A 26942-nucleotide genomic window follows, 5' to 3' on the forward strand; every position below is an offset into this window, starting at 1 on the left:
CTATTGTCCTGTTAGCCCGCTTTCCCCTCGGAAAATAATGCGGTCATTGCCACGATAGACGCCGAAAGTCACAACGGCGGATGGATCTTCATCACCCAAATCACGCCAGTTGTATTGTAACCAAGGTTGGTTCGTATAGCTTGTACCACAGCTTACATTCATTTCTGATAATTGTGGTGAAGTATCTGACATTCTGAGCCAAAAACGGATTTGTTCTCTCAAAGAACTGGCATCCACATTAGAATGTGGCTTAGCAGAGAGTTTATTGCTAACACCATTTTCTACGGTGACTTCTGAATCTGCACCTTGGAGTGACGCGTTTGAAGCGGAGCCTGAGCTTGACCAAATGGTTTGCTGACAAACATAGCCACCTAGCGAAACAAACTTCGACCCTGAATCGTCAACATTGGGAATAAACCTTGAACCATCCCAGTATTCGGTGCGCAGAGGAATGGTAATGGTACTTGTCGACGTCCCGCCTACGTCATCGAGCACCATGCGACCGTAACGAATATCCGGTTGTTCTGAAAATAGCTTACCAGTGTCCAACGTAACGCCTACACTTTTGAGCTCTAAGTTCGGAGTTTCTGATGTTTTGAAATCCACACCATCAACTTTCACCCCTGATGAATTAGCAGTGACACGAAGTCCAAAGCCATCTTCATACGGACCGTCTGCACTAGTAATTAAAGGATTAGAGGTGGTTTGTAACTTATTAAATTGAAATGGTGCATCACTCACCTGCAACTGAGCACCAGCCCAGTTAGTGCTGCCATCCCAAAAATGCAGGTCATAATCTTCAACACGAGTGCTGAATTCACTGTTATCATCAGACGTGTCAACCGCAAGAAGCTTCACATCCGCAATCAAGCTCGGACTGAAACGGCTATAGTTGGTTGTCGCTCCGCCCTGCATGTTTTGTGCTTCCACGACAAAATCATAAGTAACAGGCTGCCCCATATACATGAAATCATCATGATTTGATGAGTAATTCCAGTCGTTGCTGATAAGCGATAACCATGCTGGATAAAAACGGCCAATATCTCGATACCCTTGATTGACGTTCATGCCCAAATAGCTTGCCTGAGTATCAGCATTCACACGCAGAACACCGACTTCACTCCACGCTAATCCGTTAAATGGTAAGTAGCTATTGCTAATGCCTTCGCTGTTGCTAAGAGCGAGAGTTCCTGACAATGTTCCATCAGCACCGCCACTTGGTTGGGCAACAGCATGAGTCAGTTCAACAGTGGAATTCAGCTCACTACCGGCAATGAAAAAGTTTTGTGTCACCGGCGAACCACAGTAACTCGATGTCTCAATGGCTTCACTACCACTGACCGGATCACTGTTATTACCCGTTGAAACCCAACGCAATGGTCGAACATTGAGCGCGAATGCATTGCCTGCAGAGGTAAATCCGGTGCTCGAAGAATCGTTAATATTACCGTTCATGGGCGCACTATTTGGAGAGCAAATTGCGAATGTCCATGGGCGGGAGTAAACCGTGAATTGACCTTTTAGCGTATCGCCTTCAATAGGACAATAGTCACCCGCACAGCTAAAATTCTCATCCGTCATAGTGACGAGGTACTCTCCAGAATCTTCCAAGGTAAGTTCTGAAGTTGATTGACCATTATTAAATACTGGTGAGTAACTTAAACTTCCTAATCCCGTAGATGGCCTCACCCAAGAGGATTGAATTGTTGGTGAACCGTTGTAGCCAAGATCTACAACAGCCCCATCATCGTTACAAGCCTGTGCAAACGCAGAAACCTCAACTGGTTTGTTCGCTATAACGTATTGTGGTTCAACATTCAGCTTATAAGGAACAAATTCATAGCTACCACTCACCGTATTATTTGCTTCATCACCTTCTATATAAGCCAAAACCGACACCTTTTTACTTTCGGTAGTGCTCAGAAGTAAAGGTAGGTTGAAACTACCATTCGTTACCGAGTACGGAGTTGTCACACCATCTACAGTTACAACGACGGTACCTGTAAAATCTCTCGCCAACACCCCTTCCGAGAAAACAGATAGCTCAGGCTCCAATGTCTGACACACAAGGGCAATATCAGATTTAGGCTGCAGTATCAGTTTGTAACTTTTGTTTGTATCGGTGTCGTTCCAACATTCAGGATCGGATGAGTCGCGAGTCACGGTGACATTACCGACCACGTTTAATGTGTGTGCAGTAATCGATCCTTTTATCGATATACCGACATCGAAGTTCATTGATTTAGCCAGCAAATACGCTTCTAGAACTCCACTTGCCTTTATGTGGTAGTTTGCGGCAGGGCCGTAAAATAGAGGTTTCTTATAGTTTGAAGAACCACTTGATGGATAGATTGGAATAAACCTAATCGGTCCTGTCGTTAAGTCGCTGGTATCATCATTACCGTCGCCCGCAATACTAATAACTGAATCGCTTCCTAAGTAGACCTGAGTGTCTCCCCACTCACCTATAGAAGCAGTCCCCAATAACACGGATGTATCCTCAGAAAAATACACAGCCGTATTACCATTTACTGAAAACTTCTCGACTTTCAGACCCGGCGAAAGATGCACGTTTAGTTTTTTATCACTTCGCACATTTTCCACTGTCAGGGATTTTAAGTTTTTAAGTATGGTTAATTCGAAAGCTCCCCCCGTATCGGCGTATGAACATAGTCCACTATCATTACAGAACGCCCTGAAGTCACTAGCATTGTTATCAACTTTAATATGCATGTCGTTAATAGAATCAAACGATACATTTAACGGCTCAGGCGGCTCGGCTTTTCTCTCTTCAAACAAACCATCATCAATATTGTAATCCGCCCCTTCAAATGTTACGTGCAAAGATTTTGTGCCACATCCATAACCCTGACAGTTAGCAATGTATGTATTACTATTTTGGGTTGTATCAAAACCAATTCGCAGCGCTTCTCTTTCTGCGGCCCCCCACCATGGCTGGTAGCGGAACACATTTTGCACATCGTTAACGTAATTATCAGACCACCCTACGATATTCTCAGTAGCATTGGTTGCAGTAAACGAACTTGGTCCATAACTCGAATAAACTGTCCCTTCTGTTTTCCAACTTTGAACTGCCTGTGGGAAATACTCACACTGTTCAAAGGTCGGCGGAATATAATTTTCAATATCTTCGGGTTCTACCGCTTCACAAGTGAGATCTGAGTCCCCCTTGGTCTGAACCGTAACATTGCCAGGCTTCATCTCCATATTCATTGAGTCAATAAGCGCCCAACTGCTCACATTTGAGTCTAAGTTCTTGCGGTAATAGCGGCTAGGGATAGAACCCGTAGCTTCATTGAGAATTCGAACTCTATATCGGGTACTTTGCTGCAGAGTGTGATCATTAAAAAAGTAGAGGCTGTCGGATACGTGCTCTTCGGTGTACCACAAAGTTTTTAGCGGATTATTCCCCGTTTCTTGGAAAGTCGCAGACTGAAAGATTCCAGGGCTACCCACAACCGTGAATTCAATAACTGCAAATTTTTGACCTTTGAACGTACATGTTTCAGCAAAAGCACCTTGTATAAAAAACAAAAGAACCAGAGGCAGACAACGAAATAACTTAGCCATGCTTACTCCTTCACCCAAACTTCTTGCTTACGCTCAACCTGATACTGCCCACTGCCACACACCACTGTACTTTCGACCTTGTAATAGCTTATTGAATCTAATGTTCCTAATGAATAACACTGCGTAGTCACAGAACACCCAGCGAATTGAGTCATTAAATTATTAGCCTTACTTTGCACGTTTCCCCAGTTGCTTAAGCAGACATTAGCCACCACGCTGTTAGCCGTGTTCAAAGGATACAGCTGAGTGAGTGCTAACTCATTAGCAGAATGCGCTGCAAACCATGCCCTTGTGCCGAGTAAATTTTTAGACAGTGCATCGCTGTTTGACCACTCCATACGAGCAAGAACATTGGCAAGAAACCCAATGACCACAATGACAAAGATAGCCACGATGTACAGGTTACCGGCTTGCTTTTTAACACTGGGGAATACGCTTTTTTTATGGAACATTGAGCACCTGCACATCAATATCAAAGTCGCTCGATTCGCCATTTTGAGCAAAAGTTAATGCCAGATGCACCACTCCCCCTCTTTGCAGAGTAGGTTGTGCGTAACTAAATTCTCCCGTACTGACGCTATCAGCAACTTGAATGCCATTTCGAGTGATGCTTTGTGCAGAAAAGTCTAAGCAATAACTGACCAAATCTTTGTATATAAACTGCCTTTGGGCAACGGACTGACTCGGTAGTGGAGAAGACAGCGCAAAACTGGTATTAGTGCCGCTTAACGCGATATTTGTGCTCTGTCCGATAGCGAAATCCGTTTGTCTAGAAGGGTTGATAATCATCCTCAAACCATCGTAACTCGTCGGTGCTGGCGTATTACCGACAATAAAACTCATGGTTTTATTGTTACTACCGGATAAAGCATAAAATCCAGAATAAACAATAGGATAAAACGACAAACATTGCTGACCTGCAGAATTACTAACATCGAAACTGTTTGGTACTGCGTGGCGAATTTCACGGGTCATTTTTTCTAAAACAAATTTGGCTTGAGTCTGCAATCTTTGCCTTGCTACGGTATCGGAATAGCCTTTACTGCCCAGTTCCACAAACCCCGCAATACCCAAAACCAAAATAGAGCCCACCACCATAGTCAGCACCATTTCAATTAAAGTGAAACCACGTAATTTCATCAGTAGTTTCCTCGATAGCCTGTAAAATCGAACGTTCCATAGCGCCCAGTATCAATCTTGATCTGGATTTTCTTCATGGTAGCGGTGTCGTAGTTAACATCGATTGTTACCGTGAAATGCGCATACTTACTCGCTATCTCAGTACCAAGAATATTGCTAAGAGGGTACCCTGAACCTCCACAATCGTTCGTGCTGTCTGTCCACCAGCAACCGATATAGTCATCAACATCGTTGAACTGAGCGGGGTTACTTTCGCCAGAATCACGTCCCAATGTGGTGGAACATGGGTTAGCTACCCCATTTCTATTCGGTTCATCACAGCGATACTGTCCACCATCAAAATCACTGTTGTTATCAAAGCCTCGAGCAAGAATTTGGCTCATCAGGCTTTGCCCTAAGTTAGCTGCACGAGTTTGATAATGGGGAGTCGAAGAGCGCTCAATTTGAGGGTAGAGAAAACTCACGAGTGTCACCATGGCAAACCCAAGGATCACCATAGCCATTATACTTTCAACCAGCGTAAATCCGTTGCTACGTTTCATCAGCAACTTCCTTTCGCCACATAGCCTTCCGAGTTCAAACACAGCGAAGTCGAGCTTGCAGAAGAGGCAATATTGATCGTCACGCCATTAGACGCACCAGCTAAAGGATTGCCCAACAGGCTAAATTCAATAACGGAGAGAGAAGGTGAACTGGTGAATGTGAGCTCATCATTACGCAACAAGTCACTTCTTCGGTCATCATTAGCAGAGCTGCATGCCTGTACTGAGCCAATACAGTGGTTGGTTATTTGCAAAGCATAATCACTGTTTTCAGAAGTGGATGATAAGTTGGATTGCATTCGGTCAATTTGAATTTGACGAATAATCGAAATAATTTGCTCTTGCGCGGCAAACGCAGAAACACTGGAAATACCGGAAAAACGGCTGGCGGCGTAAACAGAGAGAATTGACACAAGCAGCATTACCACAATCAATTCAACTAAAGTAAACCCTCGCATTTGTTGCTGGTTTCTCTGCATTGGCTTATTAACCTTTTATTAGGATACAAGCATTCCCACGATGTCTCGCAGGAATGCTTAATACAAGAGACTATTGCTATATCCTATATACGCTTTCTATAAGCAAGGTAGAAATTATAAACTATTTACACTTAGTAGAAACAACCGCACTTTTTGCTGCACTAGCTGTATTAGTACCCGTCGCGGCTGTATATGTTACATAACACTCTGTATCTGTAATATCAGTGTAAGTACCATTTGAACCTGCCTTTAAATCACCTGTTACAAATGTAGCTGCCAATACACCATTTGTAGAATCAATCGCATAAGCCCAATCTGTTGTCAGTCCAATAACGGCTTCACCAATGCCATCTGCAGCTGCTACAGGATAGCCGTAAACGACTTTAATACCACTCGTCAATGTTTTGGTATCATCCTTGTCAGTTGAAGTTTCTTTGCCCTCAATAGCTGCTGTACCATATACAATACCAGCAGCTCCATCCATTGCACCTTTTAGACCTTGCAGAGCTGATTCGCGAGCATCACCTTGTAGGTTTAGGAAACGAGGAGCAGCCGTCACTGCAAGGATACCCAGAATTACAATAACTACGACCAATTCGATAAGGGTGAAACCACCTTGTCTTTTCATGAACTATCTCTCTTTCTAACAAGCTAAAAATTAATTTAAAGTGACCGCTATGCGACCCGTTTTTACGTTGTAAACAAACTGATGTGCACTGCTCTTTTCTTGTTGTATATAAATACAACTCGCATTGGCATTATCAGCGATAGCTGAATACTGTAGTGAGGCATCACTACTGACTTCAGCGGCTGTCCCTACCTTTGGAGAACTATGAAGCAAGTTCTCCATCAAATCCACACAGGTTTGATCAGTAATCGTTTCCGAATAAAAGCTTTGTCTTAAAGCTAACGGATAACCATCACTGAATCCCGTACTGCTGCCTGCACTCGTTTTTGAACGAGTGAGCCAAAACTCCACACCGTCATAGTCGACGACGTTATATTTTTCACCACCAGATGTCATCGATGGCCTGCCCTGAGTTTCCCATTGAGTTCGCGCAGCCATAACAGCGGATGAATAACCGCTGGCAACGCCTTGAATACTCGCTTCTTTCGCATCATCAATCGTACCTAATAACCTAGGTAAAGCCGTTGCAGCTAATATGCCGACAATCACGATAACAATGATCAATTCGAGTAAAGAAAAACCCGGTACTCTCTTATTCATTTTAGAACCAATACCTCTTGACCAGAGGAATTATACCTACACTGATACAGGACACCGTATGTGCTACATCAATAAAACATTAAAGCTAATGTTTTTAAAGGATTTTTATTAACTCATCATCCTTTCATCGCATCCATCATGTTCCACATAGGTAAGAAAATACCCAAAGCCAGAATCAATACCATACCGGCAACAATCACCAGTAAAATAGGTTCAATCCGAGCGGTTAAGGTTTTTAAGTCATAGTCCACTTCTCGGTCATAAAAGTCCGAGACTTCCAGCAACAACTCATCTATTCGCCCCGTTTCTTCACCTACAGAGATCATTTGAATAACCAGAGGCGTAAAAATATTGGCATTAATCGCGGTGGATGACACGCTGCTACCGGCTTCAATTGCAGCTTTCATTTCCATTAAACGAGCTTCGAGGAATTTATTATCCAAAGCTTCGGCTGACAATGCCAAAGACTGATTTAACGGAACGCCTGAGTGCAACATCAGAGAAAACGTACGTGAGAATCGCGATAACTGCGCTCGATTGATGATTCCGCCAACTATCGGCATTCGCAAACGAAACTTATCCCAGCGTTCTCTTCCTTTTGATGTACCCAACCAAGATCGAAAACCGAAAAACGCAGCCACCATTGCCACCAGCATAAACATCCAGTAGTTGACGAAAAAGTCCGACATACCAATCAAAATTCTGGTTGGCAAAGGCAAGTCCACACCAAAGCGATTAAACATGGTCGCAAACTGCGGTATTACCTTTACGTTCAAAATGAACATCGCAATAACAATAAAGCCAATCACAAAAGTAGGATAACGCATTGCGGTCTTAATTCGCTTACGGGTTTCCACTTCTTGTTCGTAGTATTTCGCCAATTGCAGCAGAGCTTGATCCAATCGGCCCGTGTTCTCACCCACATGCACCATAGATACAAACAGTGAGCTAAACACTTTCGTGTGCATCTGCATCGCAGCGGAAAGACTACGTCCATTGGTCACTTCACTACAAATTTGTTCCAATGAATCTTTTAACTGCTTGTTTTCACAGTTCTGTGCCAAGCCTCTCATTGAACGAAGTAAAGGAACGCCAGCTTTAGTTAGGCTGTAAAGCTGGCGACAAAAAATCACCAAGACTTCCAGTGGGACGACAGGAGTAAACAGTTCTTTCCACTCAATAGTGGCACTCCCTACACCAGATCGCCCTTCACTAATAGAAGTTGGGATGATCCCTTTATTAATCAATGTATCGGCAGCAACATCCTCATTAGCAGCTTCTAAGCTACCTTTCGTAGCACTGCCATCTAAGTTGCGTCCTTGGTATTGATAAGTCGGCATACCTTTCCTTACAGATAATTACCCTTATAGATAAATAGGCTCAGCGACAGCAGCGGCTTCACCTTCACCAAGAGCCATAACTTCGTCAATACTGACAATACCTTTAATTGCTAGTTCCATCGCTGATGCGAGCAATGGCTTATAGTTTTCTGAAGCTCTGGCAGCTTTCGCAAAACCGATAGAATCATCAGCGCGCAATGCATCCATCATGTGGTGCTCAAGCTCCAGCATTTCAAACACACCGATACGACCTTTATAGCCTGTAAGGTTACAGTTCTGACAACCTCGACCATGCACAAACGATGAATTGACCTGATTAGGGAACCGAACCGTAAGCCACTGTTTCTGAGCTTCGTCCAATTCATCATGCGTCTTACAATCCGGGCACACTTTACGCACCAATCGCTGAGCAATCACAGCTCGAACAGCACTCGCCACCAAATAGCCAGGTGCCCCCATATCAATTAAACGTAATGCGGTTTCCACGGCATCATTGGTGTGCAAGGTACTCAGAACCAAGTGACCAGTCAGAGCGGCTCTTAAACCGATTTCCACCGTTTCTTGGTCACGCATCTCACCGATCAGAATAATATCGGGGTCCTGACGCAAGAAAGTTCGCAGTAAGGTCGAAAAATCCAGACCAATTCGAGAGTTGACCTGAACTTGGTTGACTCGCGATAGGCGGTATTCCACAGGATCTTCTGCGGTAATGATTTTTTTGCCCACTTCATTCAGTTCACTTAGCGCACCGTACAAAGTGGTCGTTTTACCCGAACCTGTCGGCCCAGTGACGAGGATCATACCATGTGGGCGCTTAAGCTGACGTCGGAAGCGCAGTAACAGCTCGTCAGGAATACCTGATTTATCCAGCTCCCGAATACCAGAGGACTGGTTTAATAAACGCATTACAACCGATTCACCATATTGCACAGGCATTGTCGACATACGAATATCAACCGACTGTCCTTTAGCTCGGATGTTAAAGCGGCCATCTTGCGGCAGACGTTTTTCAGAAATATCCAGATTCGCCATCAGCTTCAAGCGCGAAACAAGCGCTGATGCGATACCCACTTCGTTTAAAACCGTTTCATGGAGAATGCCGTCTACACGCTGACGAATACGTAATAGTTTAGAATCAGGCTCGATGTGAATATCCGACGCCCCCACCTGAATCGCATCTTCAAACAGCGAGTTAATCAGCTTAACAACCGTTACTTCTTCGCTGTCATCATTCGCGATATCAAAGTCGAACGCTTCTGTAACTTGGTGTTCAGCTTGTAACTGCTCCGCGAAAGAGGCAATTTCTTTGGTACGGCGGTAATAACGGTCAAAGCCATCCACCAGTTGCTTCTCTGGTGCGATAACAAATTCAAAGCTGTACTGTGGCAATTGGTTCAGGAGAGACTCCTGAGCAAACAGATCCGCGGGATCACTCATTGCAACACGTAAAGTGTCACCACTTCGGCCAATCACGAGAGCACGCAGACGGCGTGCATGTACTTCCGAAAGCAGTTGTACCGCGTCGATATCGACTGTTGCTCGGCTTAAATCAATCAGCGGAATCGCCAGTTGCTGAGACAAAAAGCTCAGCATTTGTTGTTCAGATAAGAAGCCTAACTCAATTAAGGTATCACCCAGCTTACGACCAGTATTCTTCTGAGCTGACAATGCCTGCCCAAGCTGTTCGTCAGTAACAATGCCCTCTTCGACCAGCAAGTCACCCAGTCGTTTTCTTAACTTAATTTGCATTGTTGTTCTCCTCTAGGTGATTCAGCACATCTAGACGATTACGAATAAAGGCTTGTGACTGAATCGATACCCCAACCTTTGTTAACGCCTTTTGATAAGACGTTTTCGCCTCTTCTAACAAAAACGAACGCTCTTGCTGAATCGCTAAACCAAGCCACCAGCGACCATTGTTCGCCTCTTTCTCAGTAAGCTTCTGATAGCTTTCTAGTGCAATTTCATTCTGTTTCACTTTTTGCGCCAACGCCGCGCGTAATGAAAGGTACTCCACACTTACCGATGCTGGTAAATAAGCGAGCGGTGTTAATGCCGCTTCTGCTTGCTGCTCTTTCATCAGCAATTTTGACAGCGCAATTCTCAAAGTTTCACCTTCAGGGTTTATTTCGATACCACGCTGCATCAAATCAAATGCTTTGCGCACTTCACCTTTACCGTAATACAACGCCGCCAATTTTTGACGTACAGATTCATTATCCGGCGTATAGCGAAGAGCCTCGCTGTAAGCACTGACAGCATTTTGAAAATCGCTAGAATCCATCGCCTTGGCTGCACGGGAAATCGCTTTTTCTGCCAGTTTTTCAGGACTCATTTCAATCTGTTCGATCATTACCACATTTTCTTGTGCACTTTTCGATAGAGAAGAATCCGAGACGGGCTCCTGATTGACTGTTCCTGAGTTCACTGGTACTGAAGTGGTAGTGTTCGCTAACAACACAGGCTTTTGGATGCGTGTTTGATTTCCTGTTGCCTTATTTGAAGTATTCGTATTCGACACTACGGCTGCCGATTCAACAGGCTGTTCAAATTGGGGAGCACTTGAATCGACAGTAACTTCTGTAAGGCTTGGCGATTCTAACAGTGGCTTTTCAATCGGGTCGGAATTATATACCACCACAGCCGCCTGATTTACTTTTTGTGTTGGCGAAGCAACAGCAGGTACAGGCTCAACAAACGCCTTTACTTGTATTGGCTGATTGAGCACTTGAGCATTTTGTACTTCTGGTGCTTGCTGTGATACAGCCCAACCACCAAGCGCCAAACTCAAACCAAACCCTGCCATTACCCATACCCAAACTGGACGTGTTTTGATTGGCTCAACATGCGCTTTTGCTATCGGCTCAAGTGATGATTGCTGCTTATCGGCAAGTTGAGATAAAGCTTTGTTCATAACACTCATCAATGGCTCCATCCCCAGATAACTGGAGTTTTGTGTTTGGGTTTACAAGTATCGTACGTATCGTGAATAGCAGCGTATAGATGCTGGTTTCTCACCTGTTGAGTCTGTTCGTAAAACGCGAGCAACAGGGATTTATGGCATACCTGATTGATAAGACGAGGTGTGCCTTGGCAAGCTTTCCAAATAGATTTCTTTTGATTCAAACTGAACAGTTTGCCTTCATAGCCAACTTTAGCGAGTCGACTATCAATATAAGCAACAGTTTCAGCCATACTTAGCGCTCTTAACTTGGCACTAAAGGTTATTCGCTGACGAAACTGTCTTAAATGGTGTTGTTCGAGTCTTTCATCCAGTTCAGGCTGACCAATCAACACCAATTGCAGTAACTTGATCTGTTCCGTCTCCAGATTGCCGAACAGCCGCAACACTTCCAGTGCTTCGTCAGAAAGCGCTTGAGCTTCATCCAACAAAGCCACCACCCGTTTGCCATTTCGATGATAGTCTATTAATCGTGTCTGAATCGCTTCGACTAAGCCAACATTTGAGCATTCTTTGATATCTAGTTCAGTGGCTATGGCTGTGCGCAAATCGTCACCATTTAAAGCAGGATTAGGCAAATATATCAGCTGCACATAATCTTTCAGATGAGTCAGCAGCATCCGGCACACCATGGTTTTACCTGTCCCAACTTCCCCCGTTACTTTTATTACCCCCTCTCCCATTTGCAGAGCGGCGCTTACGGTTTGAATTGCTTCATAATGCGGGTCCAGCCCCAGAAACAAACTCGTATCAGGCGTTAAGTTAAAAGGCTGTTGTGTAAAACCAAAGTGCTCCAAATACATATTCATTACTCAGAGTCTGGGAACCACTCCTGCAACAAATCACGTGAGCGCTCCAACTCTTTTTGCCAAGTGTTGACACCAACGACCGTTGGTTTTAGCAATATGACCAATTCTGTTTTCTGTGTCACTTGAGATGTGCTGCGAAAAGCGTGCCCTATTACAGGAATATCACCTAAGAACGGGACTTTCGAAGTTTGATTCAAAGTATTGCTCTTCATCAACCCTCCTATCACAACCACATCACCATCTTTAGCTCGAATCACTGAATCTGATTCGCGAATTGAGCTTTTGGCTAACGGTAATGAAATGATTTTATTGTTGTAAGTGATGACTTTGTTTTCTGATTCCACTTCAATAACGGCAGGATGCACATGCAACAACACGTTACCTTTGTCATCAATTTGTGGTGTTACATCCAGTGAGATACCAGAGAAAAACGGAGTTAACTCCACATCAGGGGAGGCTTCTGAGTTATCGCCACTACCAACCACACTAGATAGATCTGTTACGTAGTACTCATCAGTACCCACTTTGATCACGGCTTTCTGGTTGTTGGTTGCTGTTACGCGAGGACTAGATAGCACATTTAAGTCACCTTGCGTTGCCATGAAGCTTAATACTGATTCAAAGCTGCCACTCGACATCACAATGTTGGTTTGCCCACCCAGCAGCGTACCAATCGTGTCAATACCAGGTAGAGCGGCGATGGTACCTAAACCGTTGCTGATTGCAGAGCCTGCACCCGAAGTGTCACCCGTACCGATACGATAATTAACCCCGTTAGAGGTAAACATTTTGCTCCAGTTAATCCCTTGCTGGTAGCCGTCATTTAAAGTGACTTCTAGGATTTTCGCTTCCATGATCACCTGACGATGCATACGCTCTTGAGAGATACCTAAAAAGCGGCGCACTTCACGAATTTCATCGGGATAGGCACGCAATGTGATCACACTTGCTTGCGGTGTTACAACCACGCTTTGCCCGCGACCAGAACCCACCAACTGGGCAACAGCGGTTTGTAGCTGAGGCCAGAAGTCACTTTCGCTTAGCGTTTCAATCTCGGTACCGCCTCGGTCGTTACTCGTTTTACTATCAGAGTTACTACTATTACCATCACTTGAGCGACTGGTGCTACTTGAACGATTATTCGACGATGAATTGTTACTATTGCTTGAACTTGTATCCGTATTGGTAATTGTGCCTGTTGTAATCGTCGTCAGTGAGCGGCCACTACGCTTAAATTGCAGGTAATCAACCGGAATCGTCACCGTACGCAAACCTGCAGGGTAGACTTGAATAACCTTACCGACTTTTTCAATTTGATAGCCGTAAAGATCGCGAACCACATCTAACACTTCATCAAGTGTGACTTCCGATAAGTTCACAGTCACTGTGCCATCCACCATTGGATGAATTGCAACGCTGTATTCTGTACCTTTCACTAAGCTGGTAAAAAACGCCTTCGCCTGAACACCATTTGCCTGAATACGGAAACGCTTTAAATTAGGATCAGATGTCGCTATTGCTCCGTCCATATCAGGCATAAGATCCGCCTCTACCGATGGCGGTAGATTTTCTAAATTGCGGCTATTCGCTTCATTAATAGCCTGATTCAGCGACTGTTTGGCTTCCACTGGGTCACGATGCCCCATGGAGCAGCCCACTAAACTCACCATCACTACGCCGATGATCATATTACGCATAGGAATTCTTAACCTTATTTCTTAATGTCCAGAGAGAACAGCTTCAAAGTCCAACTTTTACTGCCTTGCTTAAGTTCGACTTGCGATGGCGTGACTTCAGAAACTTTATAGCCAGACACACTATCGCCCTTGTCCACGACCTTATCATTTAAAATGGCATAGCATTGATTATCATCCTTACAAACAATGCTTTTCAGCTCAGGCACAGGTGCGTTTCTTTTAGCTTTTTTAACTTGTTCTGTTTTCATCCAACCTAATGGTGCGGTTGGATCTTGTTCTTGGCTCGCCGATACAGAAACCGAAACGGCAGCAAGTATCATTAACCACCATGCTTTATTTAGCATTGATATCCTAGCCACCAATAAACTCCTCACGGGTTCCAAGCGTGTAAACTTCTAATACCAACTTAGCATTGGGGTAGGTCTCAACTTGATAATGAAAACTGCGCCAATAATATTTAACAGGCAAGCTTTCTAGTGCGTGCAAATAATCCCTGATAGCGAAATAAGAGCCATTCAGTTCCATCCGAACCGGATGTAGGAAATATTCGGCATTGCTATCTGTCTCATTTATTGGACTAGCAGGCAACGATGTCAAGCTCACTAATTTCAATTTAGCACTATGATCCAAAACGCTTTGTAGCAAATCAGCCATCTGTGATGGTGAGACCAAATTACTCATAACTTCAGAAAGCTGCATAGACAGCTCCTGACTCTGCTGTTGCAGTTGCTCTAACTCTTTATTTATCTCTGCGTTCGGATCTTTAGCCAGTTCACGCTGCAAAACGATGATTTCACTTTGCATTCTTTGATTGGTCGACTGCTGTGACATCAATTTCTGTTGAGCGTCTTTTCTTTGTTGTAGTAAAGGATCAATGAACAGCGTCTGCATCAACATCGCAATCACAATCACGCCACAGATAGCAATTAACCATTTTTCGCGCGGAGCTCTTTCTGCGAACTGTTGACTCCATTTTTGCCAGCGTTCGTTCATTTCTCCACACCTCGTTTCGATTTCAATTCAAAGGTCACTATATCTTGCTCGTCACGACCAATCGTGAGTTGTTCGAAACTACGACCGGTCAAGCTCACTTCATCTTTAAATTGAGCAATCCACGTTGGTATCACATTGGCATCTCTCGCCATGCCTTTTACATCCAACGTCGCTTCATTTATCTCAATCTCACTTAAGCTAATATCACGACGGGAAAGTTTTGCTAAACCATCCATCACTCCGGAGTAACCCAGTTGGCGCGAAGCGTCATACTGACCAATCGCGGCTAATGATGCTTGCTGTGATTCAATCTCTTTCTTCAAACGAGCAGAAGCTGCCACTTTTTCTGCAGAAGGTAAATGGGCAGCATGCTTTTGTTTTAGTTCCCCAAGTTGCCCCGTAAGCTGAGTATTTTGTAGGTTGGCTTGTTTAAGCTGTTGCTGATATTGAATATGTTCAAACTGAAACCATGCGAACAAACATAGCATAACAACAGCAACGGCTCCCCAAACCGCAGCAATAGATGACAGCGTCATCAACTCTTTTTTCGGTTTTAAATGCTCTTGGTAAAAGTTAATTGCATCAGCCGGAACAATAGGCGCTTTTTCGGCCAACACCTGACCAGAAACAATATGTTCAGAGCCTTCCACCAACGCTGTGACTTTCACACTTAAGCGTTCGCCTAATGCTTGAACGAGTTCGGCGTGTTCTTCTTCATCACAACACACCTTTAACTGATGAAGTGAAGTGCCTTTGAACTGAGAAGATAAATAGTCGATGGAACGTTGCAGCTCTAGCGCAAGACCATCGAGTTGCAGCGCTGTACTGGCAACGCCTGTAATCGGTGCGACAACGCCACGCAGTGTACGCTGGAAAATACAACGCTCATTGACGAAAGCATCCAGTTTAAAATGGCTACCTTTGCTGCGTTGTACTAATAAGTAGTTTTTCAGTTCAGCGTTACCTCGCCCCCAAACTTCTTGTTCAGGAATAATACTCTCGAGGCTGCAACCCATACTCTCTAGTAAACTGCTCGCTTCTAAGACCACCTTCTTGTTAATCACATAAGCTTGAGCTTTATTGCCACCTTCTAGAGGGTATGCATCCGCAATCACATCTGACGACTTTTCGGTGATAAGGTCTTTTAACAAGAACGGTAGTGCACTTGGCCATTCTTGCTGAGGAATTGAAGGTTTATCGATTTGATAACTTTGAAACAGTTGAGCATGCAGCACTACGTGGACACTCAGTCCTTTTGTACCTGCCGTAAGAAGGGCGCTCACCAAGGCTTGAGGCCAAGTATGGTTGGCCAGAGGGTATTGTTCAGGCAAAGCAAGGGATTCTGATGATGAGAAATAAATCGCATCAGGTTGAACCACTGCATACACTGCCAGCTGCTTAGACTTTGTTCTGGAGAACCGCTTTAACAATGTTTCAATCTTCATTTATCTCTACTTTGTACGCCATCGGTTGCGTTTACCGGGTTTAATTTGACGTTCCGTCACAGGTAGTTTGCTCGGGTTTAATGGCTGTTCAGTGTCAAATAACCGCCCTTGAACGCCATCAACACCAAGATTATGCAGAACCTGCAACTCAGACTGTTTTTCTACACCCACTGCAATCACTTTAGTTTGAGTGCCTTTACAAACGCCTAGTAGGCTACGCACTATCAACTGATTTTCATGTCTTTGGTCGATTTGCTTTATTAGGCTTCGATGTAACTTAAGGTAGTTGATCTTTAAGTCTTTGATATAGTGGGTTGCAACGATTGATCGCCCTGCTTGTCCCACTATCAACTCGCACCCGAGTGCGGATATTGTTCTTAGCACTGGGCGCATATAATCTAAATGCTGTACCAAATGCCCCTCAGTGAATTCAAACGATAACTGACCACGCTGGCGGAAAGTTAACTGCATTAACTCATTACGGAACCAACGAAAATACTGTTTATCGGAAAAAGGAAGTACATACAGATTTATCGATAAGGGAGATTCATTAACTGAAGACTTTATCAGTTGTAACGTTCTTCTCATCACCGCTTTATCTAGGACAGCTTCATATCCAACTGTTTCTATAGCAGAACTGAATCGAGACGCTTTCAATACCCCTTTGTCGGGGTCATTAATTCTAGCGAACAATTCGTTGTGCAATAATTCTAAGTGATTAGAACGGCTGGACAAATAGCAAGCCTGTCGGAATAGGATGATATTGTCATCAATAAGAGCCTTATCGAACAGAGTACGCCAACGCACACTGCCTCTATCTTCAGAAACCGCTGCTTTTTCAAAGCGACTCCAAGCATTAACTCTCTGTAACTGAGCACTTTTCAATGCCGTTTCTGTCTCATCAATAATTCGGCCTCTACGCTCTTCTTCCTTGTACATACTGACACCAATATGGAACCAGTTATCTTTTTCTAATGGTTCTGGAGGCGTTAAACGTTCAATGAACTTCAAGCACTGAGAGGCAACATGAGAGACATCTTTCGCGGTTTGATGTGGCATGAAGAGCGCAAATACTGAATCATAGTAGCGAGACAAAATCACATCTGGATAACGAGCGATGACGTTTGAGATGCACTGACCAACTTCAACCACAAAATCGTCAATGACGCGCTTCTCGTTTTCTTCTTTCGCTAAGTCGAGATCATCAATACGTAACATTAGAACGCCACCTTGAGCCCCACTCTCTTGAAGCGCCGATTCAAGTTTGCTATCGAACAGAACTCGATTTGCCGTACCTGTTAACTGGTCGAGAAAGGTCTGAGAGCGAATGAAAGTATCAAAACGACTACGCTCTTGGCGCGCATCTTGTAATTCTTCAATCAGAACATCTAAAGCTTCACTCGCAGTGTATGGCCACTCTCTGTCATCCCCCTTTGCATATTGCTCGACTCTTCCTGCCAATATCATTCGTCCGCGTTCTTCCAGTAATTCCGACCCCAAAAGCTGAAAACGCAACCACTTCATACTCTGTACTAAACAGATAACGATAAGTAACACGGCTAAGGTAATCGACCACATAGCACCGATTGAATAGCTGAAGCCTACGTATGGCGGTACTACCTTGAAATGTACGGAATAACCTTGAATACGTTGCAAAGGAAAATCGGCTTGATAAAGACGAGCGGGATCGACTTTGGAAGATGTATCTTTAAAACGGTAAATAATACCCGCTTCCGACGACAGCTCCATCTCCACAATATTACTTGCTTGCAGCATCTTGGGCATCCATCGCTGCATAGAATAGGCAGCATCAGGATCTTCCATCTCTTTATCCACCACTTCTACTATGCCCTGCATGTAGTGGTTGAGATATTCCTGCCCTAGCCGCTGAAAAGATAAGGTTCCGCCAATAAATAAAATGAACATCGCACTGGTCACGATCAAAGTGACGAAAACCACTAAACGTGTACTGAGTTTTAGCGTAGGCGTGTAGCGCATAGAAATTGAATTCCCTTTCAACTTATCGATGGGTGGCATTATTCATCGAAGAAGGCTGCTCGCAAAAATTATGTAAACAGTGCGCTAAGTATATAAAAAAAGCCACAAAATTGCGGCTTTTTTAAAATCGAGACAATTAAAACGGGATGTCGTCGTCAAAATCCATTGGCGGCTCATTGTATTGAGGCTGAGGCGCTTGTTGCGGTGCTTGCTGAGCAGCTGGCTGATACGCAGGTTGGCTCTGTCTAGCTGGCTGTTGAGGTTGTCCCCATCCACCTTGCTGCTGAGGCTGACCTTGGCTCGGGCTACCACCTTGTTGTTGACGGCCGCCAAGCATCTGCATGATGCCGTTATAGCCTTGTACAACAACTTCTGTTGAGTAACGGTCTTGACCGCTTTGGTCTTGCCATTTACGAGTTTGCAGCTGACCCTCAATGTAAACCTGAGAACCTTTACGTAGGTACTCACCAGCAACTTCTGCCAGCTTCCCATACAGAGCAACTCTGTGCCACTCAGTTTTCTCACGCTGTTCGCCCGTTGCTTTATCACGCCATGTTTCTGACGTTGCAATGGTGATGTTCGCAACAGCACCGCCACTTGGCATATAGCGAACTTCAGGATCTCCACCCAAGTTGCCAACCAAAATTACTTTATTCACGCCACGGCTTGCCATGTTTCGCTCCGTCTTTAAATCGTATAATTTTTGAAAAAATTTCAAATAGTCAGTTAGGATAACACGCTTTTTCTCGAGCTTAAATGTCCGGTCGAATTGTTATCAAAAACTCATTCCATTTTCATTTTTAAGCTTCTAATTTTCGGGGGAAATCTTCCATTTGTAATTTGATATAAAACTCATTTACTCAATCGATTGAAATCCCACGCAAACTCGCTATTCCAATTCGCTCTACCTTTTAATTTTAGGCATGGTTGACGCATTTCACCGCCTCCTACTAAGGAATAATCCATGCCAAAACACAACTATGCCAGAACCATATATTTTCTTTGCATGGACGACACATGCATCCCAGAGCAATTGGAAAAAGCTCTAGACCTTCTCGCTTTGCCAATACCACAAATTATCCCTGAGCAATTGTTGAAAAATTATCACACAGATAAACACAAAATTTTACTGATGAACTATCAAGAACATCTTCTGATTAGGCAAAACTTAAAAGCATTAAAGATTACCAGTCCTCATTTTGAAACAATTCTGTTTAACGTTGATAAGAGGCTACACACAGAAGAACTGCTCACTTTTGGCAACTTAAAAGGACTGTTTTATCAGGATGATTCTCCAGAGAGTATCTGCGAAGGGTTAGGAGAGATAATCAACGGCCAAAATTGGCTTCCACGTCATGCTTCTAGCCAGCTTCTACATTATTACCGATATCATTTTCAGGCTCACCACGCACAAGCTTCGGTTGACCTAACCGCAAGAGAAATTCAGATATTGCGTTGCCTACAGACAGGGGCATCGAACATGCAAATGGCTGAAAGCCTTTTTATCAGTGAGTTTACGGTGAAGTCTCATCTGTATCAGATATTCAAAAAACTTTCGGTGAAAAACCGAGTTCAAGCCATCAGTTGGGCAAATCAAAATCTGCTTTCATAAATGCGTCTTTCAGCACATTTTCATTTTCACGACACAGAATGTGCTGAATCTCACGAAAGTATCATGCTAAAGTCTGCATTAAATCTATGTTTAAACATAACAACTCCGTTTAAAACAAAACCGATAGTTTAACAGGGCGAAAAAATGATCAAAAAATGCCTCTTTCCGGCAGCTGGCTACGGTACTCGCTTTTTACCAGCAACCAAATCTATGCCAAAAGAAATGATGCCAGTGGTAAACAAACCACTGATTGAATATGGCGTAGAGGAAGCGATTCAAGCTGGCATGAACGGAATGTGCATTGTGACAGGTCGAGGTAAGCATTCGATCATGGATCACTTTGACATGAACTACGAGCTTGAGCATCAAATCCAAGGAACGAACAAAGAAGAGCTGCTGGTTGATATTCGAGATATTATCGAAACCGCTAACTTCACTTTCATTCGTCAACGAGAAATGAAAGGCTTAGGCCATGCGATTCTCACTGGCCGAGAATTAGTGGGCGACGAGCCCTTTGCCGTTGTTTTAGCCGATGACCTTTGTGTTAATGAAGAGAAAGGGGTTTTGGCACAGATGGTGGCACTGTACAACCAGTTCCGCTGTTCAATTGTTGCGGTACAAGAAGTTCCCGCTGATGAAACTCACAAATACGGTGTGATCTCAGGTGAGATGATAAAAGATGATCTCTTCCGCGTGGATGATATGGTAGAAAAGCCAGAACCGGGAACGGCTCCAAGCAATCTAGCAATCATTGGTCGTTACATTCTGACTCCCGATATTTTCGAGTTAATTGAACAAACTGAGCCAGGCAAAGGCGGAGAAATCCAAATTACGGATGCTCTATTAAAACAAGCAAAATCAGGGTGCGTTTTGGCCTATAAATTTAAAGGTAAGCGCTTTGATTGTGGTAGCGTTGAAGGTTATATCGAAGCGACAAACTACTGTTTTGAAAATTTATATAAGAAAAACGAACAACAAGTTGCTTTAGCGAAACACTCTACCCAAAAGAGCTAATATTAGACACTAGCAACCAACTAAAGAGCCGTAATCAATCGGCTCTTTTTTATTAGTTAACTGTTTTTATATCCAGTATTTCTTGCACATTTCTCACTCTATGTAATACTTGCTCGACTTAGCCTTTAACGAAGCCAAAGACAGAGCAAATCAAATGGACAAAATTGAAGTACGTGGTGCTCGAACCCATAACCTGAAAAATATCAATCTCACGATTCCCCGTGACAAACTGATCGTCATTACCGGACTTTCTGGTTCAGGGAAATCTTCTTTAGCCTTTGATACATTATATGCCGAAGGCCAGAGACGTTATGTGGAATCTCTCTCTGCCTACGCTCGCCAGTTCTTGTCTTTGATGGAAAAGCCAGACGTAGACCACATTGAAGGTCTATCACCGGCGATCTCTATTGAGCAAAAGTCGACATCACACAACCCGCGTTCAACTGTGGGAACTATTACCGAAATCTACGATTATTTGCGATTGCTGTTTGCTCGTGTCGGTGAACCTCGTTGTCCCGAACATAAAACTCCACTTGCCGCTCAAACAATCAGCCAAATGGTAGACAAAGTATTAGAGCTTCCTGAAGGCTCAAAGTTGATGCTGCTTGCTCCTATCGTTAAAGAGCGAAAAGGTGAGCATGTTAAAACGCTGGAAAATTTAGCGGCTCAAGGATTTATTCGTGCGCGAATTGATGGCGAGATCTGCGATTTGTCCGATCCACCGACACTTGAACTGCATAAAAAGCATACGATTGAAGTCGTGGTTGATCGTTTTAAAGTACGTTCTGACTTGCAACAACGTCTAGCCGAATCATTTGAGACAGCGTTGGAGCTCTCAGGTGGCAATGTTGTGGTTGCACCAATGGATGAGGAAGGCGAAGAGCAAATATTCTCAGCCAACTTTGCCTGTCCGCATTGTGGTTACAGCATGCGTGAGCTTGAGCCTCGCTTGTTCTCATTCAACAACCCAGCCGGTGCTTGTCCAACTTGTGATGGCCTTGGTGTACAACAGTATTTTGACCCAAGCAGAGTTATTCAAGATGAGAAACTGAGCTTAGCAGAAGGCGCTATTCGTGGTTGGGATCAAAAGAATTACTATTACTTCCAAATGCTCAGCTCTTTAGCTGCCCATTACGACTTTGACCTACAGACTCCATTCAACAAACTCGGCAAAAAGATCAAAGAGATCATTCTTTACGGTTCTGGTCGTACCGAAATCGAATTTAACTATATCAATGACCGAGGTGACATCCGAGTCAAGCGACATCCATTTGAAGGAATACTGAATAACCTTGAGCGTCGCTATCGCGATACGGAATCCAATTCTGTTCGCGAAGAATTGGTGAAATACATTTCCAACAAACCATGTAGCCATTGCGAAGGTACACGCTTACGCCTCGAAGCCCGCAACGTTTTCGTCAATGACACGCCACTACCGCAAGTGGTAGAACTTAGCATTGCTGATGCGCTTCAGTTTTTCCAATCTCTGACACTTGAAGGTCAACGAGCTCAAATTGCAGAAAAGATCATGAAAGAAGTGAATGATCGTTTGCAGTTCTTGGTCAATGTCGGTCTGAACTATTTAAACTTATCACGCAGTGCCGAAACTCTTTCAGGTGGTGAAGCACAACGAATCCGCTTGGCGAGTCAAATTGGCGCGGGACTGGTCGGTGTAATGTATGTTCTCGATGAACCGTCTATCGGTCTCCACCAGCGAGATAATGAAAGATTGCTTAAAACCCTAGAACACCTACGAGATTTAGGGAATACCGTTCTTGTAGTTGAGCATGATGAAGACGCGATTCGCATGGCTGATCACGTTATTGATATTGGCCCTGGCGCGGGTGTCCACGGTGGTAGCGTAGTGGCTGAAGGTAATGTCACGGATATCATCAACAACCCTAACTCTCTTACAGGGCAATACCTCAGTGGCGTAAAAGAGATTGAAATACCAAAACAAAGAACACCAAAAGATGCGAAGAAGACGGTAGAGCTTCTTGGAGCATCTGGTAACAACTTAAAAGATGTGAATCTTTCTATTCCTGTTGGACTATTTACTTGTGTAACAGGGGTTTCCGGTTCAGGTAAATCAACGCTGATTAACGATACCTTTTTTAATATCGCGCATATCGCGTTAAATGGTGCAACGACATCAACACCCGCACCATATAAATCAATTAAAGGTTTAGAACATTTCGATAAAGTGATTGATATCGACCAGAGCCCAATAGGCCGTACACCACGCTCAAATCCTGCGACCTATACAGGTATATTCACGCCGATTCGTGAGCTTTTTTCAGGAACTCAAGAATCCCGTTCTCGTGGCTATAAACCGGGACGCTTTAGTTTCAACGTCCGAGGTGGTCGCTGTGAAGCCTGTCAGGGCGATGGCGTAATCAAAGTCGAAATGCACTTCTTACCCGATGTTTACGTCCCTTGTGATGTGTGTAAAGGAAAGCGCTACAACCGTGAAACTTTAGAAGTTCGTTATAAAGGCAAAACGATTGATGAAGTCCTTAACATGACCGTTGAGGACGCTCATGAGTTCTTTGAGCCTGTGCCAGTGATAGCACGTAAACTGCAAACGCTAATGGACGTTGGTTTGTCATACATCCGTCTCGGTCAGTCGGCTACGACATTGTCGGGTGGTGAAGCTCAACGGGTCAAACTCTCGCGAGAACTGTCTAAACGTGACACGGGTAAAACACTTTATATTTTGGATGAACCCACTACAGGTTTGCATTTCCACGATATTCAACAACTGCTTAATGTACTGCATTGTCTGCGCGATCACGGGAACACAGTTGTGGTTATTGAACACAATCTTGATGTGATTAAAACCGCAGACTGGATCGTTGATTTAGGCCCCGAAGGAGGACAAGGTGGTGGTGAAATTATTGCGGAAGGTACACCTGAAGATGTAGCGAAAAGCAAAGTTTCCCATACCGCTCGTTTCTTAAAACCTATGTTGAAATAGAAAAAATCTGTAGAAACGAAAAAAAAACGGTAAATTAGGGCCTGTCAGCCCTAATTTGCCTGCTAAGACAAAGCAGGTTTCTTCGCAAAGGACATTGAAACACTTATGGCAACCTTGCTGTTAAGCGGAACTCAACTTGAGCCACAAGCACCGAGTGTGCCTAAAAACAAACCGTTTCTGATCGCGGTTAGCTTTGTTTATCTCATAGCAATGCACGTTTTTATGCCCAATTTAAGTGGCGATGGATTATCGTTACCCTTCAATGCCACAACTTGGATTGCAATCAGTGTTCCCTTAGCGCTTGGCTTGTATCAAATGAGCAGCTATCAGCACCTGCGGTATTCCAAACTGACTATTGGTCTTTGGGTGTGCTGTGTGATCATGACACTTCCGCTGTTTTTTTCCAATGCACAGTGGTACAGCGAACTAACACGAATTATTGGTCTTTGGGCTGGTTTTTCACTTTTCTTAGTTCTACAGCAATTTCATTTCAGCAATAAAAACAAACAGAAATTACTTCTGTACATTGTTTTTGCTAGCCTCATTGAAGCACTATTTGGTATTTACCAATACAGCTTCTTAGACACTGAAAACGTCTTTAACTATGACACCGTAAGAAACCTGCCTTACGGCATCTTTCAGCATCCTGATGTTATGGCTAGCTTCCTTGCCACAGGCCTAGTGGTTTCAGGTTACCTCTTGGCTCGCCAACCGAAAAAATACAATAAAAAACTCAGTGAAGTGAGCTTACTGTACATCACACCTGTAATATCAATCCCGCTACTCATAGTCTTGCACTCTCTGGTTGGTTGGATATCTGCTGCGATAGGTGTACTACTCATATTGCCGTATCTGTATCGTTTTTCACCTCGCCAACGTTTTACAAACTGGGTTTTGGCGACAATTGCTGGATTAATTATTGGCTTAGGCACGGTGTATTTACATCACCATCAAAACAGCGATAATGAGCCTTACCTTTCATCCGTGCCTTACAGCATCGTTCTACCTCAAGCCATCGACATGCTGATTGAAAAGCCATTTACAGGCTATGGTTACGGAAAGTTTGAGTCGAGTTATATCCTGTATACCGCTAGACAGCATCAGCTCAATCCAAACTACAAAGCAGGAATTCCATCAATGGAACATCCTCATAATGAGTTTCTCTTTTGGGGAATTGAAGGTGGGCTATTACCAGTATTAGGTATGGCTTTGGCTGCGAGCTTTGTGCTGATTCGGATATATTCAGCTAAGAAAGGAACTCGGTTGGCTATGTTCGCTTTGTTGTTGCCAATCGTTATCCACAGCCTAGTCGATGCACCTTTCTACCAGTCGAGCATTCATTGGCTAACCTTTATGATATTACTGTTCTGGATCGACCAACGCGTTGCCAAATATCGAGTGTTTCGTTTTAGCAAAGCCAGCAGAACACTGTTACGAATCACGAGTTTAGTTCTACCTGTCGCCACCTGTTTTTATATGGCAAGTGTCCTTCATACCAATTTCTACCTGACTAAATTTGAAACATCCAATCCGAAGCAACTGGATATATTGAATAAAGTCGTTAATCCGGTGCTCATCAAAGACAGATTGGATTGGGAAATGTACAGCACGTATTTAGATCTCGGATTAGATGAGAAAAAGTTCGAGTACATCCAGCCGTATATCGACTGGTCTTTGAAGATTATTCAAAGCAAACCGAGACCGGATTTGTATGAGAAATTAATTAAGGCTTATCAGGCTATTGGTGATACGAGCCGAGCTGAACAAACCAGAACGGAGGCCGCTTTCTTGTTTCCCGCTTTAGATTTTAGCCATATCCAATACCTGGGCTTAGTTGATAATCCAGAACAAATAGAGACAAATTTTGAGTAAATAAAAAGGTGGCAAAAGCCACCTTTTTATTTTTAGCGTTACTGAGTCAGAGATTCTTCCAATGCTCTGAGACACAAGGCGATATTTTCAGAACGAGCTCCATAGCCCATAACACCAATACGCCAAGCCTTGCCTGCTAAAGCTCCAAGTCCAGAGCCAATTTCCAAGTTGTATTCATTGAGAAGGTGGCTACGAACTTTAGCGTCATCAACACCCTCTGGAATGTAAACGGCATTCAGTTGTGGTAAGCGATACCCTTCTTCCACGACAAACTTGAATCCCATTTTTTCTAAACCAAGCTTGAGTTTTTCATGCATCGCTTGATGACGAGACCAAGCATTTTCCAATCCTTCATTTTTCAAAATCAGTAATGCTTCGTGCAGCGCATATAAACTGTTCACGGGTGCAGTATGGTGGTAACTACGTTTATTGCCACCGCTCCAATACCCCAAAACTAAACTCTGATCTAAAAACCAACTTTGGATCGGAGTCTTTCTCGCTTGGATCTTTTCAATTGCTTTTTCTGACAGAGTCAACGGTGATAATCCCGGAACACAAGAGAGACATTTCTGACTACCAGAATAAACCGCATCCAATTGCCATTCATCCACCAGCAGTGGTACTCCACCTAAAGAAGTCACAGCATCGACAATCGTCAGCATATTATTTTGCTTAGCCAAAGCGCCTAGTGTTTGAGCATCACTTAAAGCCCCTGTCGATGTTTCAGCATGGACGAAAGCAAGAATCTTAGCATCGGGATGCTGACTGATAGTTTGTTCCACTTTGCGGATAGAGACTGGCGTTCCCCACTCATCATCCACCGTAATAGCAATGCCACCACAACGGACAACATTTTCACGCATGCGCTCACCGAAAACACCATTTCGGCAAACAATGACTTTATCGCCGGGCTCAACCAAATTGACGAAACACGCCTCCATACCGGCACTCCCTGGAGCGGAAACCGCGATGGTAAACTCGTTTTCTGTTTGGAAAGCATATTTGAGTAGCACCTTTAACTCATCCATCATAGCGACAAACAGCGGATCTAAATGCCCTACTGTCGGACGACTCAGCGCCTGCAATACTTGAGGAGAGATGTCAGAGGGACCGGGTCCCATAAGAATTCGGTGCGGAGGGATGAAACTTTGTATAGTCATAGGTGCTCCCAGTTATTATTAGTAATAAGCTTTCACGGACGAAAATGTAGAGTACGGCAGAAACAATACGACGACAATTCGAC

General features: G+C 43.9%; 22 protein-coding genes. 4 read left to right on the forward strand and 18 right to left on the reverse strand.

What is annotated here, in order from left to right:
- The 17 genes from HUO09_RS19995 to HUO09_RS20075 all read right to left on the reverse strand — a co-directional run bounded on the left by HUO09_RS19995 (position 1) and on the right by HUO09_RS20075 (position 18897).
- On the reverse strand, positions 1 to 3591 hold the full coding sequence (locus tag HUO09_RS19995) for a DUF6701 domain-containing protein (protein ID WP_188235113.1): 3591 nt from the start codon (positions 3589 to 3591) through the stop codon (positions 1 to 3).
- Positions 3592 to 3593: 2 nt separating this feature from the next.
- Positions 3594 to 4043 carry an MSHA biogenesis protein MshP gene (locus HUO09_RS20000; protein ID WP_188235114.1) on the reverse strand — a complete coding sequence of 150 codons (450 nt, stop codon included), beginning with the start codon at positions 4041 to 4043 and terminating at the stop codon, positions 3594 to 3596.
- Positions 4033 to 4731 (reverse strand): PilW family protein, encoded by a 699-nt coding sequence (locus HUO09_RS20005; RefSeq protein WP_188235115.1) that lies wholly within the window; start codon positions 4729 to 4731, stop codon positions 4033 to 4035. Before HUO09_RS20005 ends, HUO09_RS20000 begins: the two co-directional genes overlap by 11 nt.
- Positions 4731 to 5273: a prepilin-type N-terminal cleavage/methylation domain-containing protein gene (locus HUO09_RS20010; protein WP_188235116.1), complete on the reverse strand. Its 543-nt coding sequence runs from the start codon at positions 5271 to 5273 to the stop codon at positions 4731 to 4733. The genes HUO09_RS20005 and HUO09_RS20010 overlap by 1 nt, the downstream gene beginning before the upstream one ends.
- Positions 5273 to 5752 (reverse strand): Tfp pilus assembly protein FimT/FimU, encoded by a 480-nt coding sequence (locus tag HUO09_RS20015; protein WP_188235117.1) that lies wholly within the window; start codon positions 5750 to 5752, stop codon positions 5273 to 5275. Before HUO09_RS20015 ends, HUO09_RS20010 begins: the two co-directional genes overlap by 1 nt.
- 121 nt (positions 5753 to 5873) lie before the next feature.
- On the reverse strand, positions 5874 to 6380 hold the full coding sequence (locus HUO09_RS20020) for a type II secretion system protein (RefSeq protein WP_188235118.1): 507 nt from the start codon (positions 6378 to 6380) through the stop codon (positions 5874 to 5876).
- Between the two features lie 30 nt (positions 6381 to 6410).
- Positions 6411 to 6980, reverse strand: coding sequence for a prepilin-type N-terminal cleavage/methylation domain-containing protein (locus tag HUO09_RS20025; protein WP_188235119.1), 570 nt, complete (start codon positions 6978 to 6980; stop codon positions 6411 to 6413).
- A gap of 116 nt (positions 6981 to 7096) precedes the next feature.
- Positions 7097 to 8320, reverse strand: a complete 1224-nt coding sequence (locus tag HUO09_RS20030) for a type II secretion system F family protein (protein WP_188235120.1) — start codon at positions 8318 to 8320, stop codon at positions 7097 to 7099.
- Between the two features lie 24 nt (positions 8321 to 8344).
- Entirely contained in the window at positions 8345 to 10069 is a 1725-nt protein-coding gene (locus HUO09_RS20035; RefSeq protein ID WP_188235121.1) for a GspE/PulE family protein, read from the reverse strand.
- On the reverse strand, positions 10059 to 11243 hold the full coding sequence (locus tag HUO09_RS20040; RefSeq protein ID WP_188235122.1) for a lipopolysaccharide assembly protein LapB: 1185 nt from the start codon (positions 11241 to 11243) through the stop codon (positions 10059 to 10061). Before HUO09_RS20040 ends, HUO09_RS20035 begins: the two co-directional genes overlap by 11 nt.
- Positions 11243 to 12085 (reverse strand): ExeA family protein, encoded by an 843-nt coding sequence (locus tag HUO09_RS20045; protein ID WP_167411655.1) that lies wholly within the window; start codon positions 12083 to 12085, stop codon positions 11243 to 11245. Before HUO09_RS20045 ends, HUO09_RS20040 begins: the two co-directional genes overlap by 1 nt.
- A gap of 5 nt (positions 12086 to 12090) precedes the next feature.
- A complete protein-coding gene (gene mshL, locus HUO09_RS20050) occupies positions 12091 to 13788 on the reverse strand; it encodes a pilus (MSHA type) biogenesis protein MshL (protein ID WP_188235123.1) in 1698 nt (565 codons plus the stop codon).
- Between the two features lie 14 nt (positions 13789 to 13802).
- Complete coding sequence (locus HUO09_RS20055; RefSeq protein WP_223159507.1) at positions 13803 to 14132, reverse strand: MSHA biogenesis protein MshK; 330 nt, start codon at positions 14130 to 14132, stop codon at positions 13803 to 13805.
- Between the two features lie 7 nt (positions 14133 to 14139).
- Complete coding sequence (gene gspM, locus HUO09_RS20060; RefSeq protein WP_188235124.1) at positions 14140 to 14781, reverse strand: type II secretion system protein GspM; 642 nt, start codon at positions 14779 to 14781, stop codon at positions 14140 to 14142.
- Positions 14778 to 16226 (reverse strand): MSHA biogenesis protein MshI, encoded by a 1449-nt coding sequence (locus tag HUO09_RS20065; RefSeq protein WP_188235125.1) that lies wholly within the window; start codon positions 16224 to 16226, stop codon positions 14778 to 14780. Before HUO09_RS20065 ends, gspM begins: the two co-directional genes overlap by 4 nt.
- Before the next feature lie 6 nt (positions 16227 to 16232).
- Entirely contained in the window at positions 16233 to 18224 is a 1992-nt protein-coding gene (csrD, locus tag HUO09_RS20070) for an RNase E specificity factor CsrD (RefSeq protein ID WP_167411617.1), read from the reverse strand.
- Positions 18225 to 18360: 136 nt separating this feature from the next.
- On the reverse strand, positions 18361 to 18897 hold the full coding sequence (locus tag HUO09_RS20075; protein ID WP_188235126.1) for a single-stranded DNA-binding protein: 537 nt from the start codon (positions 18895 to 18897) through the stop codon (positions 18361 to 18363).
- 291 nt (positions 18898 to 19188) lie between these two features.
- Between HUO09_RS20075 and HUO09_RS20080 the strand changes: the two genes are divergently transcribed.
- The 4 genes from HUO09_RS20080 (at position 19189) to HUO09_RS20095 (ending at position 25699) form a co-directional block, all read left to right on the forward strand.
- Positions 19189 to 19836, forward strand: a complete 648-nt coding sequence (locus HUO09_RS20080) for a LuxR C-terminal-related transcriptional regulator (protein WP_188235127.1) — start codon at positions 19189 to 19191, stop codon at positions 19834 to 19836.
- A gap of 144 nt (positions 19837 to 19980) precedes the next feature.
- Positions 19981 to 20850 carry a UTP--glucose-1-phosphate uridylyltransferase GalU gene (gene galU, locus HUO09_RS20085; protein WP_188235128.1) on the forward strand — a complete coding sequence of 290 codons (870 nt, stop codon included), beginning with the start codon at positions 19981 to 19983 and terminating at the stop codon, positions 20848 to 20850.
- Positions 20851 to 21004: 154 nt separating this feature from the next.
- Positions 21005 to 23827, forward strand: a complete 2823-nt coding sequence (gene uvrA / locus HUO09_RS20090) for an excinuclease ABC subunit UvrA (RefSeq protein ID WP_188235129.1) — start codon at positions 21005 to 21007, stop codon at positions 23825 to 23827.
- A gap of 105 nt (positions 23828 to 23932) precedes the next feature.
- Positions 23933 to 25699 carry a PglL family O-oligosaccharyltransferase gene (locus HUO09_RS20095; RefSeq protein ID WP_188235130.1) on the forward strand — a complete coding sequence of 589 codons (1767 nt, stop codon included), beginning with the start codon at positions 23933 to 23935 and terminating at the stop codon, positions 25697 to 25699.
- A gap of 38 nt (positions 25700 to 25737) precedes the next feature.
- On the opposite strand, the gene HUO09_RS20100 is transcribed toward HUO09_RS20095, so the two are convergent.
- The gene (locus tag HUO09_RS20100; RefSeq protein ID WP_188235131.1) at positions 25738 to 26859 is read right to left on the reverse strand and encodes an alanine--glyoxylate aminotransferase family protein; all 1122 of its coding nucleotides are present in this window, start codon (positions 26857 to 26859) and stop codon (positions 25738 to 25740) included.
- Between the last annotated feature and the right edge of the window lie 83 nt (positions 26860 to 26942).

The organism is Vibrio sp. Y2-5 (assembly GCF_014596725.1).
In the GTDB taxonomy this organism is placed as follows: domain Bacteria; phylum Pseudomonadota; class Gammaproteobacteria; order Enterobacterales; family Vibrionaceae; genus Vibrio.

Bases quoted from the DNA above. Each gene is read 5' to 3' on its own strand.
- HUO09_RS20020 (WP_188235118.1), bottom strand. From the start codon at position 6,380: ATGAAAAGACAAGGTGGTTTCACCCTTATCGAATTGGTCGTAGTTATT.
- HUO09_RS20095 (WP_188235130.1), top strand. From the start codon at position 23,933: ATGGCAACCTTGCTGTTAAGCGGAACTCAACTTGAGCCACAAGCACCG.
- HUO09_RS20100 (WP_188235131.1), bottom strand. From the start codon at position 26,859: ATGACTATACAAAGTTTCATCCCTCCGCACCGAATTCTTATGGGACCC.
- gspM (WP_188235124.1), bottom strand. From the start codon at position 14,781: ATGAACGAACGCTGGCAAAAATGGAGTCAACAGTTCGCAGAAAGAGCT.
- HUO09_RS20055 (WP_223159507.1), bottom strand. From the start codon at position 14,132: ATGCTAAATAAAGCATGGTGGTTAATGATACTTGCTGCCGTTTCGGTT.
- HUO09_RS20030 (WP_188235120.1), bottom strand. From the start codon at position 8,320: ATGCCGACTTATCAATACCAAGGACGCAACTTAGATGGCAGTGCTACG.
- HUO09_RS20025 (WP_188235119.1), bottom strand. From the start codon at position 6,980: ATGAATAAGAGAGTACCGGGTTTTTCTTTACTCGAATTGATCATTGTT.
- HUO09_RS19995 (WP_188235113.1), bottom strand. From the start codon at position 3,591: ATGGCTAAGTTATTTCGTTGTCTGCCTCTGGTTCTTTTGTTTTTTATA.
- HUO09_RS20000 (WP_188235114.1), bottom strand. From the start codon at position 4,043: ATGTTCCATAAAAAAAGCGTATTCCCCAGTGTTAAAAAGCAAGCCGGT.
- uvrA (WP_188235129.1), top strand. From the start codon at position 21,005: ATGGACAAAATTGAAGTACGTGGTGCTCGAACCCATAACCTGAAAAAT.
- HUO09_RS20015 (WP_188235117.1), bottom strand. From the start codon at position 5,752: ATGCAGAGAAACCAGCAACAAATGCGAGGGTTTACTTTAGTTGAATTG.
- HUO09_RS20045 (WP_167411655.1), bottom strand. From the start codon at position 12,085: ATGTATTTGGAGCACTTTGGTTTTACACAACAGCCTTTTAACTTAACG.
- csrD (WP_167411617.1), bottom strand. From the start codon at position 18,224: ATGCGCTACACGCCTACGCTAAAACTCAGTACACGTTTAGTGGTTTTC.
- HUO09_RS20075 (WP_188235126.1), bottom strand. From the start codon at position 18,897: ATGGCAAGCCGTGGCGTGAATAAAGTAATTTTGGTTGGCAACTTGGGT.
- galU (WP_188235128.1), top strand. From the start codon at position 19,981: ATGATCAAAAAATGCCTCTTTCCGGCAGCTGGCTACGGTACTCGCTTT.
- HUO09_RS20065 (WP_188235125.1), bottom strand. From the start codon at position 16,226: ATGAAGATTGAAACATTGTTAAAGCGGTTCTCCAGAACAAAGTCTAAG.
- HUO09_RS20010 (WP_188235116.1), bottom strand. From the start codon at position 5,273: ATGAAACGTAGCAACGGATTTACGCTGGTTGAAAGTATAATGGCTATG.
- HUO09_RS20005 (WP_188235115.1), bottom strand. From the start codon at position 4,731: ATGAAATTACGTGGTTTCACTTTAATTGAAATGGTGCTGACTATGGTG.
- mshL (WP_188235123.1), bottom strand. From the start codon at position 13,788: ATGCGTAATATGATCATCGGCGTAGTGATGGTGAGTTTAGTGGGCTGC.
- HUO09_RS20080 (WP_188235127.1), top strand. From the start codon at position 19,189: ATGCCAAAACACAACTATGCCAGAACCATATATTTTCTTTGCATGGAC.
- HUO09_RS20040 (WP_188235122.1), bottom strand. From the start codon at position 11,243: ATGAGTGTTATGAACAAAGCTTTATCTCAACTTGCCGATAAGCAGCAA.
- HUO09_RS20035 (WP_188235121.1), bottom strand. From the start codon at position 10,069: ATGCAAATTAAGTTAAGAAAACGACTGGGTGACTTGCTGGTCGAAGAG.